This is a genomic window from Reichenbachiella sp., from assembly GCF_965233835.1.
In the GTDB taxonomy this organism is placed as follows: domain Bacteria; phylum Bacteroidota; class Bacteroidia; order Cytophagales; family Cyclobacteriaceae; genus Reichenbachiella.
Genome location: NZ_OZ247585.1, coordinates 4,152,659 through 4,164,987 on the forward strand (window position 1 = coordinate 4,152,659; position 12,329 = coordinate 4,164,987).

12 protein-coding genes are annotated in these 12,329 nt (G+C 40.3%); 6 read left to right on the forward strand and 6 right to left on the reverse strand.

The genetic code is table 11. The features are described from left to right. The 4 genes from ACO6S2_RS17560 to ACO6S2_RS17575 are packed head-to-tail and all read right to left on the reverse strand — an operon-like array spanning nt 1 to nt 4,937. Nucleotides 1–1,116 carry a DUF4249 domain-containing protein gene (locus ACO6S2_RS17560; RefSeq protein WP_422359867.1) on the reverse strand — a complete coding sequence of 372 codons (1,116 nt, stop codon included), beginning with the start codon at nt 1,114–1,116 and terminating at the stop codon, nt 1–3. A 7-nt stretch (nt 1,117–1,123) separates the two neighbouring features. Beyond that, on the reverse strand, nt 1,124–2,230 hold the full coding sequence (locus tag ACO6S2_RS17565) for a DUF4249 domain-containing protein (protein WP_422359868.1): 1,107 nt from the start codon (nt 2,228–2,230) through the stop codon (nt 1,124–1,126). A gap of 32 nt (nt 2,231–2,262) precedes the next feature. Continuing rightward, nucleotides 2,263–3,351, reverse strand: coding sequence for a TonB-dependent receptor plug domain-containing protein (locus tag ACO6S2_RS17570; protein ID WP_422359869.1), 1,089 nt, complete (start codon nt 3,349–3,351; stop codon nt 2,263–2,265). A 2-nt stretch (nt 3,352–3,353) separates the two neighbouring features. After that, entirely contained in the window at nt 3,354–4,937 is a 1,584-nt protein-coding gene (locus ACO6S2_RS17575) for a TonB-dependent receptor (RefSeq protein ID WP_422359870.1), read from the reverse strand. Between the two features lie 413 nt (nt 4,938–5,350). Here ACO6S2_RS17575 and ACO6S2_RS17580 point away from each other — a divergent pair, with 413 nt between their 5' ends. Further along, complete coding sequence (locus ACO6S2_RS17580) at nt 5,351–5,641, forward strand: FtsB family cell division protein (RefSeq protein WP_422359871.1); 291 nt, start codon at nt 5,351–5,353, stop codon at nt 5,639–5,641. Nucleotides 5,642–5,675: 34 nt separating this feature from the next. Next, nucleotides 5,676–6,221, forward strand: a complete 546-nt coding sequence (locus ACO6S2_RS17585) for a hypothetical protein (RefSeq protein WP_422359872.1) — start codon at nt 5,676–5,678, stop codon at nt 6,219–6,221. Here the strand turns inward: ACO6S2_RS17585 and ACO6S2_RS17590 are convergent. Together ACO6S2_RS17590 and ACO6S2_RS17595 are read right to left on the reverse strand one after the other, a co-directional pair. Next, nucleotides 6,218–7,285, reverse strand: a complete 1,068-nt coding sequence (locus ACO6S2_RS17590) for an Ldh family oxidoreductase (RefSeq protein ID WP_422359873.1) — start codon at nt 7,283–7,285, stop codon at nt 6,218–6,220. The genes ACO6S2_RS17585 and ACO6S2_RS17590 overlap by 4 nt on opposite strands. A gap of 9 nt (nt 7,286–7,294) precedes the next feature. Further along, nucleotides 7,295–8,209 (reverse strand): exopolyphosphatase, encoded by a 915-nt coding sequence (locus ACO6S2_RS17595; RefSeq protein ID WP_422359874.1) that lies wholly within the window; start codon nt 8,207–8,209, stop codon nt 7,295–7,297. Nucleotides 8,210–8,329: 120 nt separating this feature from the next. Here ACO6S2_RS17595 and ACO6S2_RS17600 point away from each other — a divergent pair, with 120 nt between their 5' ends. The 4 genes from ACO6S2_RS17600 (at nt 8,330) to ACO6S2_RS17615 (ending at nt 12,329) form a co-directional block, all read left to right on the forward strand. Beyond that, nucleotides 8,330–9,886: an acyl-CoA carboxylase subunit beta gene (locus ACO6S2_RS17600; protein WP_422359875.1), complete on the forward strand. Its 1,557-nt coding sequence runs from the start codon at nt 8,330–8,332 to the stop codon at nt 9,884–9,886. A gap of 3 nt (nt 9,887–9,889) precedes the next feature. Continuing rightward, nucleotides 9,890–10,960: a M42 family metallopeptidase gene (locus tag ACO6S2_RS17605; protein WP_422359876.1), complete on the forward strand. Its 1,071-nt coding sequence runs from the start codon at nt 9,890–9,892 to the stop codon at nt 10,958–10,960. A gap of 64 nt (nt 10,961–11,024) precedes the next feature. Then, the gene (locus tag ACO6S2_RS17610; protein WP_422359877.1) at nt 11,025–11,423 is read left to right on the forward strand and encodes a hypothetical protein; all 399 of its coding nucleotides are present in this window, start codon (nt 11,025–11,027) and stop codon (nt 11,421–11,423) included. A 258-nt stretch (nt 11,424–11,681) separates the two neighbouring features. Beyond that, nucleotides 11,682–12,329, forward strand: coding sequence for a hypothetical protein (locus ACO6S2_RS17615; RefSeq protein ID WP_422359878.1), 648 nt, complete (start codon nt 11,682–11,684; stop codon nt 12,327–12,329).

Here is a 12,329-nt window from a genome sequence, read left to right on the forward strand (position 1 = left end):
TTAAGGGTTTTTTCTAAAGTAAATAGGATCCCACCAGTCTGGCATAGTTGACGATACTGGACTGTCCTCATATGCCAATGTTGTACAATCAAAACACCAAGGAGGATAAGGGGGACCAAATGCACATCGTTCATCATTTACCCATCCTCCATAATTACTGATTTCTTTTTCATCAAAATACCATCTGCCAAATTCCTCGTTAACCACTCCAAAAAATCCAAATACGTCAATTTCATCGGAGGATAAATTTGATTCTATATTATAGGGCGGCGTTGCAAATAATTCGCTTTGATTGAGTTGCTTTTCTACTTCTTTCCAAAAGGTATAATAGCCGGAGTTCATGACAGTCTGACGAATCAGCACTGAATAGCCATGATTAAATCTTGAACCTTGCGTCTCTAGAAAAAAGAGTTCCTTAGCTATACCTCCATCACGATCCTCAAGCAACTGATATTCTTTAAAAAAATATCTTGAAGAAGCCCAGCAATATTTGAGAGGGTTATTGTCTTCAGCCAGTGCGGCGTTATAGACCCAGGTAATCACCATATCCCATTTATAGTAGACTGGTTCTGTCAATTCATTATCGAGTGTGGTAACATAAAAATCAATACCTTCCTGCTCTACAATACTGACCTCACCACGAATATTTTCATAATTCAGTTTTGTACCCTCTACAAGTGAGAATGCCCCCATCTCCATTTCTTTTTCCAAGGTTTCAATCTCTGAAATTACCTTTTTTCCATCAGGCAGAGTGATTTCAAGATGATAACCCCGACCTATATCTGCTTTGAAATCTTCATAAAACAAACCATACTCACCATCTCCCATTTCGGCATAGTCGTACACAACGCCATCATCTTGATGAAGTTCAATTTTCGCCCCCAATACAGGTCTGTTCCTAACATTTTCTAAATCCCCAACATTTGACAACTTGAGTGTGAAATATCGGGTGGGCACAGATAGTGCCAGTAAATCATTGTAAGACTGGTTGGTGATATAGCCTTCAACAACCACGCCCTCTCTTACTGAGATTCCTTCGAATTCAAAATCTTCAATACAAGCACCTAAAACTAGGATCATTAAGAAAGGTATGGTCAGCCAAAATCTATTCATCATTTACAAATCATCTTGGCAAGTAGCGCTCATCCCACCAGCTAGGAGCTTGATTGGACACCGGACCATCATAGGAGTACTGTAAACAATTAAAACATGAAGCCGGATATGGTGGAGGTACATCATCAAAAACACACCCTTCCTTATAACCTCCATAATTTGAAACTTCATCTTTATCAAAATACCATCTCTTATAGTCCTCACTCACCACTCCAAAATACCCATAAACATTTATTTCATCTGAGTGCAGGTTTGAGACTAGATTAAACGGCGGCTTTGCAAACAATTCACTTTGCTCCCCTTGAATTTGCAAGTCATTCATAAACTGATAATACCCCTTAGCCATTTTCATTTGTCTAATCATCACTGAAAAACCTTCGTTAAGGTGAGAATTATCTGTTTCTAAAAATAAAAGGCTACTAGGGGCATTTCCTTTAATATCTTCCAACAACTTATACTCTTTATAATAATAAATTGAACTCGTCCAGCAATATCTAAATGGACTGTTTTCTGCCGCCAAATAGGCTGTTTTGATAAATGTGGTATAGAAATCCCATTTGTAGTAATAGGGGCTTCCAGAATTATTTGGAGCGGTTCTGATTTTAAGATTTATTCCATCCTTCTCTGAAATGATCAACTCCTCTCTTCTGTATTCATAGACAGACTTCTTCGTTTCTTCTACATACAACTCACCAACTGGAGAGTTTTCAGGCAAACCTGTCATTTCAGATTGAATAATCGTACCATCAGCTAGCGTTATAACAATTTGATACTCCAGTCCAGGTATTGCCTTTACATCCCCATAAAATAACCCATATTTTCCTTCCCCAATCTCAGCATAGTCATATACTTCTCCAGATGACCCATGTAGTTCTATTTGAGCTCCTAGCACAGGTTCATCCCTCATATTAGTAACATCAGATATGTATCCAAGCCTTAATTCAAAAATTTCTGGATCTTTTGGATATGCCAACTGATCTTCATAAGACAAGTTAGAAATATACCCTTCTACAACAATTCCTCTCGCGTCAGAGGGCACGTCAAACTTAAAGTCTTCCACACAGGATATGCTTCCCAATAAAACGACTAAGCTCAATTTTTTGATAATGTCTTTCATGTTTTTAAAGATCCTACCTTGGAATTTAATGATCACTTAGATAGTTTAAAATTGTAAGTAACAGATGGGAAAATTGAGCCCATAATGGACAATTTCTTAGCAAAACCTGATTTGGTAAAGTAGATCGAATAGGCATTTTTTCGAGCATAAACGTTAAAAATGGAAAACACCCACTCGCCGTTAATTAGCTTATCTCTTCTTAAGCTAGGCTTAATCGTTAACGACAAATCCAGTCGATGATAGTCAGGGATACGGTACTCGTTTCTGTCTGAATAATTCAACACTGCAAGTTGTCTGTCAAAAGAAAATTTTGAAACTGGTACAGTAATCGGGCGTCCCGTGCTATAGCTAAAATTGGCTGACAGAATTACTCTTCCTCCAAGTTTGTAATTCATAACCATGGAGAGGTCGTGCGGCTTATCGTTGTTCGCACTATAGAATTCACCATTGTTGATTGTTTGATACTCGTATTGTCCATTAAATCGTTTCAAACTTCTTGAATAGGTATAAGAAATCCACCCATTAAGTCTACCTGTGTTTTTCTTCAGTTGTAGCTCCAATCCATAGGTTCTTCCTACCCCTTGCACAATACTTCCTTCCAATTGCTTATTACCAATAATTTCCGCGCCTTCTAAAAAATCAAGTGAATTTTTTATATCCTTATAATACCCTTCTGCAGATATTTGATAAGCGTTATTCTGAAGGTTTCTGAAATATCCTACGGACCACTGATCAGCATATTGAGGATCCAGATTGTTTCCGCTCGCCAAGTAATAATCTTGTGGAGTGGCTGATACTGTATTTGAAATCAAGTGTAAATACTGAAAAGAACGATAGTAGCTGAACTTAAGTGATGAGTTCGTTGTCAACAGATATCTCAAGGAAAGTCTCGGCTCCAATCCATAAAAGCTTTTAATTACTTCTCCGCTGCCATAACTAACCGAGTCCAAAACCTGAGGTTCACGAACCACATTTACTCCTTCATCGAATATATATTCTGTATCTGGACCTGTTCTGATGAAACTTGAGAAACGTAGCCCGGCTGACAACGCCAATCTCGCACCAAGGTCCCAATCATCTTGAGCAAAAATCGCAATTTCGTGAGCATGTTGATCACTCATTTCTACATATTCGGTATTTGAATTTTCTCCAAAAGGAGACAACTCACCTGGTCGAATGTGTGATTATTGTATTCCGCTCCCAGGGTCAAGGAGTTTTTAGGATGCATCTTATACAAGAATTCATATTTAGCTGAAAAATTCTGAATTCCGTTTTCAAATTCAAAAGCCTCTACTTCTTCTTCTAAATTTTTTGAATTCACACTATAGTTGCTCGTAGTTAGCCAAAGTGTGGAAAGAGTCTTATTTCCAAATACATGATTCCACTCTAAACTAAAATTCTTGGTTCCCCAATCATACTGCGCCTCTCCGGCAAAATTGAAATCATCGTGACTCAGGTAAAATGAGCCCGTGATATAATCCTTGTCGCTTACTCGATAAAGCAACTTTGCATTTAAATCATAAAAAGCGGCCTCACTACTTTGAAGCTCAATGTTCTTAATTCGATGAAGTAGCCAATTGGTATACGAAGTACGGCCACCAATCAGAAACGAAGCCTTGTTCTTCAAAATTGGTCCCTCTGCGGTTAGTCTACTTGACACTAACCCTACTCCTCCATTCACTTCATATTTTTCATCATTTCCATGCCTCAATTTAATATCTAGTACTGACGATATACGACCACCAAAATTGGCTGGCCCGCCCCCTTTGTAGAGGTTTACCTCATTGACCATATCTGAGTTGAAGGCACTATAAAAACCGAATAAGTGAGTTGGGTTATAAATGACCGCTCCATCCTGTACTATTAAATTCTGACCTGTCTCACCACCTCTAACATTGAACCCAGAGGACAACTCACCAGTTGTAGAAATACCAGGCATGGTAGTCAAACTCTTCACCGGATCAACTTCGCCCATAAAGGTGGGTAGCTGCTTGATCGTTTCAATGTTCATGTTTTCCAGACCGGAAACTCTTTGTTGGACATTAGCATCCTGTCCATCAGCAGTAATCACCAATTCATCCAGCTGTAGAGACCCTGAAAACAGGTTTACATCCAGTCGTCCTGCAGACTTTATAATGACCTCCATAGGCTTACTCTCATAACTAATGGAACTATAATCAATCGTATATTTTCCCACAGGAACTCTTAAACTGTAATTGCCATTGAAGTCTGTAACGGTACCAATATTTAAAGAGCTAATGTACACCCTAGCTCCAATTAGGGGCTCATCGTTGGCTCCATCTGTCATTTGACCGGATACGGTTACCACTTCATTCAATTTGGAGTTTTTATCTCCTATTACAATCAAATCTTCATCTGCCGCAGATTCAATCTGATAGAGCTCAGGATTATTTGCAACAAAAACGACAACACCATGGTATAACACAGCTTTCAACCCACTCTCTTCTAAGTTTTTATTTATAAATTCTGGAATAGTAAGTCCTTGCCCTGACACAGATACTTTTCGATCTTTTATCCACTCTGGGTTATAGAAAACTTTAGTCTTAGTTTCAGCTTTTATCGAATCTAAAGCGCCAGACATGCTCATTCCTTGATAGGATTTTTGCAAACGGAGGTCATCCTGTGCTGAAGCAAAAAAAGGAGCACAACAGGCAATGAAAAAAAATAGAAATTTGGTGATGCTCATTGAAGTGATGAAAGGTTGAATGATTGTTTATAAACGTCGCAAGAATAGTGAGATTGGATGTAACCATCCCGACATATATTGTTATTTTTTCTACGGAATTATTAATGGTATCATAATTTGATAATCGGCAGTATTTTCTGTTAGTTGGGACTCAAAACTGTCTTCCATTCAGAACTTTATTCTATGAATACAGAGGGAATGTTATGATTTATTCTAAAGCCTTCCATCACAAATCTATATCCACGACAAATAGAAGCTGATAAATGAAATAGTTTTCAACTAAAATGTCGCATTTGGACATTTCATTAAGAAGCACCCGCCAAAATTCTCCAACAAGCCTCTGAATAATATGACACCGATTATTTGGCAATTGGTTGATTCGTTTTTTACTTTACAGTAGACTTTAAATAGGCATGTTCAAAAAATCTCTGCATCTCACGAAAAACTTCTACTTCCTTTCAGGGCTTGCCTTTATTGTGTGGATGCTATTCTTTGACACCAACGATTTTTATTCACAATACCAGCTTGGCCAAAAAGTGGAGGAGTTGGAAAATCAGGAAAAATACTACCTACAAAAAATCGAAGAGGTAAATGCAGATAGAGAAGCCCTCATAAACGACATGGAACTTTTGGAGCGGTTCGCTCGTGAAAAGTATTACATGAAAAAAGATGGGGAAGATTTATTCGTAGTTGTTGAAGACTAAAATTCCTTTGTACTTTTTATTAAATCCTAGACGAATGACAAAAAGATTAATTCTACTTGCACTCTTTGGTATCCTTTATATTTCTGAAAGTTCAGCTCAGGAAAATTATGGAAATGCACTTGGAAACGATAGGCCGGCTTGGATAGACAAAATCTATGTTGGTGGTGGACTAGGCGGTTTCGGCATTAGCAGTGATCGAGTTTGGGTAAATCTAAGTGGACAGGTTGGTTACCGCATTACTGATAAGTGGAATGCTGGTGTCGGCCTTACTTATCAATATTTTAAGTGGAAAGAGCCTATTAACCAGTCTTTTAACGATTATGGTTTAAACTTCTATACACAGTACGTAATCTATAAGCCATTTTTTGCCATGGCTCAATATGAAATATTGTTCCTTGATACTTTTGAAGGTAGAATCACAGAAGACAGAATGCTGATCGGAGGTGGTATTTCACAACCTATGGGCGGAAAAGGATTTGTCAACCTCTACGCCCTGTACAATGTACTCTACAAGGAAGGTGAAGATTTACGTTACGATAGCCCTTGGGTTATCGGGATGAATTTCGGTATAGGATTCTAAAATTTAAGCTTAAACTTATCGGCCAGCTCATTGAGGTCCTGTATGACAGGGTCTAATACAGGAATACCATCCTTGCTTCTCGAAGCCTCCATGTTTCTTTCGTAGTCACCAGGGATTTGAACGGGATTAGCCTCATCAATAGGAGTCGACGATCTGAATCTTTCTATCCAGGTGTCCATATGATCTTTAAATTCGTCCGCTTTCCGGAAAGCATCTATTCTCATAGCACCAAAGAAGTGCCCAAGCCCTTCGCCTACCGGATCAGCAACAGGATCGATAAAACTCACAAATGGTGGTACCCAAGGCCCATAATTGGCACCAGACAGTACTGCAGAAAATATATCTACAATAGAGCCAAGTATGTACCCTTTGTGAGACGCGTGTTCTCTATCTCCACCAAGTGGCAATAAGGCACCACCCTCCTTCACTCCATTGGCATTGGTAGTTGGGTTTCCTTCTTTGTCTTGTACCCAGCCCAAAGGGGCATCTTCATTTTTACGTTGCAAAATTTCAAGCTTACCATTGGCCGCTGTTGTTGTCGCCATATCCGCTACAAATGGTGGTTGCTTTCCTGCTGGAATAGCCACAGATATGGGATTGGTACCTAGGAGTCTTTCTTTTGAAAAAGTTGGAGCAACTAATGGACTTGCATTAGTCATGGAAATACCAATCATATCCTGATCCAAGGCCATCATGGCATGATAGCCTGCAATACCATAATGGTTAGAATTTTTCACAGACACCCATCCAGTACCTACGCTCTTGGCTTTAATCATGGCTATTTTCATGGCCTCAGGGCCTGAAATCAAACCCAAGGATTCATCAGCATTTAGTACAGCAGTAGATGGTGTTTCATGTTCTATCTGAAAGATAGGCTTCGAGTTGATACGTTTGGCCTCCCACAACCTGACATACCCTTTGAGTCGGGCAATTCCATGAGAGTCTACACCACGCATATCGGCACTTACCAATACAGTTGCTGCCGTATCGGCCATTTTTTCTGTATGCCCCATGGACACGAAGACCTGCTTGGCAAAGTCGAATAATCTCTGATAGCTGTACATATGGCGAATTTATTTTCTTTTTGGCAAACCGTGATACAAGAGCCCTTCTTTTAGCGCAAAAGGGGAAACTTTTATTTGATCAAAATGGCAGTGATCCATCACGACCTTTATAGCCACCGACGCCGAAACGATCATATCCACTCGCATCGGAATCATACCTGGAATAGCCAAACGTTCTTCCCTATTTAGCGCCATCAGTTCCTCATGAATTTCTTCAAAATAATCTTTGTATAAAATCGGTTGTTGCATCGGTAGCGCTCCAGGAATTCTCGCGTGAATATCCCACAACGTATCGAACGAACCCGAAGAACCGATCAAATAGGCCGCCTGATGTTCTTTACATTGATCGATAACCTCTTTTAGATTTTCAACAAGAAACGATTCTAGTTTCTCTTTTTCTTCTGCAGAAATTGGATCAGTATGATGAAATTGATCAATCAATCGCTGCCCTCCTAGCTCATAACTTTTTAGCCATTTGACTTCTTCACTATTGGCTAAAATGAATTCAATACTTCCTCCTCCAATGTCCATGATCAAGCCGGTCTCCTCACCAAAATCGATGTACTCACTTACACCCTTGTGAATCAAAGCGGCCTCTTCTTCGCCAGATAAAACACAAATCTCCAACCCTACTTTGTCCTTAATAATATCAACAAATTTCTGTTGATTATCTGCATTCCGCACGGCGCTCGTGGCTGAAACAATGATTTCATCCACAACTTCGTTTTCCATCTTCTGTGCAAAATCAGTAAGCGTAGCTACTGCTCTTTCCATGGCATCTGGTTGGATAACATTGTTGCTTATCCCTCCCTTTCCCAAGCGAACCGCAACTTTTTCTTTATGAAGGATCTTCATGTTTCGAGCACGATCTGCGATCAGCAAGTGAAATGTATTCGTCCCAATGTCAATTATTCCTACTCTCATACTGATTTTTAAAATTCCGCTAATTTATGAATAAAAATGAGAACCCAATTGGGACAAAAAACCTACCGTCATATTTACGCAAGTGCCTATATTTGAGCCGAACTAATAACCCATGTCAAAATGAATTTCAAATCTTCAGAAGAAAAAATCCAATACCTAGAAAAACTCAATCAAGAAGCACTCCTTGGCGGCGGTGAAAAAAGAATTGAGTCGCAGCACAAAAAAGGAAAACTAACCGCCCGTGAGCGTATAGAACTCCTAATAGATGAGGGCACTTTTGAAGAAATTGGAAAATTCGTCACACACCGAGCCACAGATTTTGGTTTGGACAAGCAAAAAATATTAGGTGATGGAGTTGTTACTGGTTATGGGCAAGTCAATGGTCGTTTGACCTATGTATTTAGCCAAGACTTTACGGTATTTGGTGGTTCTTTATCCGAGACCTATGCTGAAAAAATCGTAAAAATCATGGATCTCGCCATGCAAAATGGTGCGCCTGTTATTGGGTTGAATGATTCTGGTGGAGCCAGGATTCAAGAGGGCGTGGTCTCGTTGGGTGGCTATGCCGATATTTTTTACAGAAATACATTGGCCTCTGGAGTGGTACCTCAGATTTCTGCTATCATGGGGCCATGCGCGGGAGGTGCAGTATACTCTCCTGCCATCACTGACTTTATCATGATGGTAGAGAATACTTCCTACATGTTTGTAACAGGACCTAACGTAGTGAAGACCGTTACCCAAGAAGATGTAACCGCTGAAGAGCTCGGTGGTGCCAGTACCCACAGCACTAAGAGTGGTGTAACGCACTTCTCCTGCGCTAATGAAGTGGAGTGTATCAAAAACATCAAAAGACTTTTGAGCTTTATCCCCCAGAACTGTGAGGAAACTCCGGATATGCTTCCTTACGAAGCTGGAGATGAAGTTAGAAAGCAGTTAGACGAAATTGTACCTACGAATCCCAATCAACCTTATGATATCAAAGAGGTGATAGAAGGCATAGTAGATGGAGGTGATTTCTTCGAAGTGCATAAAAACTATGCGGAGAATATTGTAGTCGGATTTGCTCGACTCGGCGGCAGAAGCATCGGTATTGTAGCCAATCAACCAGCAAGCTTGGCTGGTGTACTTGACAATGATGCCAGTGTAAAGGGCGCCAGGTTCGTCAGATTCTGCGATTGCTTCAATATCCCTCTTTTGGTATTGGAAGATGTACCAGGTTTCTTGCCAGGAACCGATCAAGAATGGAATGCCATCATCATGAACGGAGCCAAGCTGCTTTATGCTTTCAGCGAAGCTACCGTACCTAGAATTACTGTAATTACGAGAAAGGCTTATGGTGGTGCGTATGACGTGATGAACTCTAAGCATATCGGTGCCGACATGAACTATGCCTGGCCAACAGCCGAAATCGCCGTAATGGGAGCTAAAGGTGCTGCTGAAATTATCTTTAAAAATGAGATCAAAGCGGCGAAAGATCCTGAGGCTAAATTGGAGGAAAAAGTAGACGAGTACACTGAGAAGTTTGCCAACCCTTACATCGCAGCAGCTCGGGGCTATGTCGATGAAGTGATCCTACCACATAATACAAGAAAGAAATTGATCTCAGCATTCAATATGCTGGAAAACAAAGTAGGCAACATGCCTCGAAAGAAACACGGAAATATTCCATTGTAACACATGAATAAAAAAAGCGAAAAGTTTTTATACGAATACCTGAATAACGCCTCTCCTACTGGATTTGAATCTTCAGGACAAAAGATTTGGTTGGATTATGTGAAGCCCTATACGGATGACTATATCACGGATACTTACGGATCTGTAGCGGCCGTTATCAATCCCAAGGCGGAGTATAAAGTAGTAATCGAAGCCCATGCCGATGAAATTTCCTGGTTTGTCAATTACATCGACGACAATGGCTATATCTACGTGATTAGAAATGGCGGTTCGGATCATCAGATCGCGCCTTCTAAGCGTGTGAATATTTTCACAGAAAAAGGTATCGTAAAAGGCATCTTCGGCTGGCCAGCCATTCATGTAAGAAAGTCTGAAAAAGAAAAGTCTCCGACCATGGAAAACATCTTTATAGATGTGGGATGTGAATCTAAGAAGGAAGTAGAAGAATTGGGCGTCAAAGTCGGCTGTGTGATCACCTTCGATGATGAACTGATGGACTTGAATAAGAAGTTTGTCTGTGGACGTGCGCTCGACAACCGAATAGGTGGATTCATGATTGCCGAAGTAGCCAGAAAGCTCAAAGAGAACAAGGTAGATCTACCCTTTGGTTTATACATAGTGAATGCTGTTCAGGAAGAAATCGGATTGCGTGGTGCTGAAATGATGGCAGCCAGAATCAAGCCTGATGTGGCTGTGATCACCGATGTGTGTCACGACACCCACTCCCCCATGTACGACAAAAAAACTAGTGGAGACCAAAAAGCCGGCAAAGGGCCGGTACTCACCTTCGGGCCAGCCGTACAAAACAACTTGCTTTCCAACATTATCAGTACCGCAGAGAAAAACGACATCCCTTATCAGCGCGCCGCCACTTCTCGTGCTACGGGTACAGATACGGATGCTTTTGCATACTCCAATGAGGGCGTAGCCTCAGCTCTGATCTCCTTGCCACTTAAGTATATGCACACCACAGTAGAAACTGCACACTACGATGATATCAACAACGTCATTGAGCTGATCTATCAATACTTGGTGCAATTGAAGGATGGGGAGGATTATCGGTATATTAAATAATATATAGTGTGGATATAGTGCATATGCACTATATCTGGATGTTAGCTACAATGCCCGAATAAGTATGAAATATCTACTCTTCTCTTTTTTTGCTTTCAGTTATAGCACTTCAGCAATTGGGCAAGTGGATTTTTCTGAAAAAACGGAATTTGCTTTTAGTGGAGTGGAACCATTTTGGAAGGCTGAATTTCAAAATGGTAAAATAATTGTGAGTAACGGAGGAATGATCGAAAATCTTAAGTTCGACATAAATGAACCAAAGCCATTCGTAGGTCGTGACATATCGCTTGGAAGAACCTATGTTTCCACTAGTGGTGAACACGAGCTTATATTAATTTTTAATATGAACAAGGAATGCTCCTGTAGCTTAGATATGGCACAGGACAAGGAATTTGCATTTTATTCGACAATGATTCTTGACGGTCAAACTTATACTGGTTGCGGCGATATAAGAAAAAAGTAGCTCACAAGATGCGATCTCTCATATCCATAGCTTCTTGACCGAAACCTCAGAAGAACCACCTTCGCCAATCCGCAATAATCGGTGATAGTTTGGGTTGAATCTTACAGTTCCGGATGAGTCTAGACTAACAGGATCTCAAGAAAAATAACTTTTGCAGTTGTGGGCGACTCGGCTATCTTGGCGGTTTAAACAAGCTCCATGGATACGGGCAATGCATGGACGTTAAAAACTTAAAGTAATCTTCAATCTCTCCAATTCATGAAATCCACTCCTCTCCTAAAAATCACCTATGCTCAAATGAGCACCGAAGAACGTGAAAAGCTTGAGATGAAGTTCAAATTTCTTACACCTATGGGGCTTTTCATATTGGCCATACTTGCTCTGGTCAATTATGGCATGGGGATCGATTTTTTCACGATTCTGATTGATGTATTGTTTGTCATCGCCTTTATCACCATCTACCGGGCTTTTAAACTCGATCTAAAAGAAAACGAAAAGAAGATCTGGCAAGGCCTGATCACCAACAAGCACTACACCGTCCAGTCTAGTAAGAATAGCAAAAGCACCTACACCTACTACTTTTACTTTGGCGATCAGAAAAGATCCATCAGTGAAGAGATTTACAATCAATTCAATGAAGGGGATATGATCGAAATCCATTTGGCCAAACGGGTATGGGGTGTTTACTTCGACACCAAGTTGCTAAAGGAAAATGCGATACCCGAAAAAATGGCTGAATATCAGGATCAGGTAATTAGTAAGAAAAAGAAGTCCAGCAAAGTGGGTTGCGTCGTATTCCTAATCTTTGGTGCGATCATGATGCTCGGGTTTCTTATGGCCGCAGACATCATACAACTTCCAATTATTGAAGGCTTACTCAAGGATTTTTTTGAGGACTTGGAATAA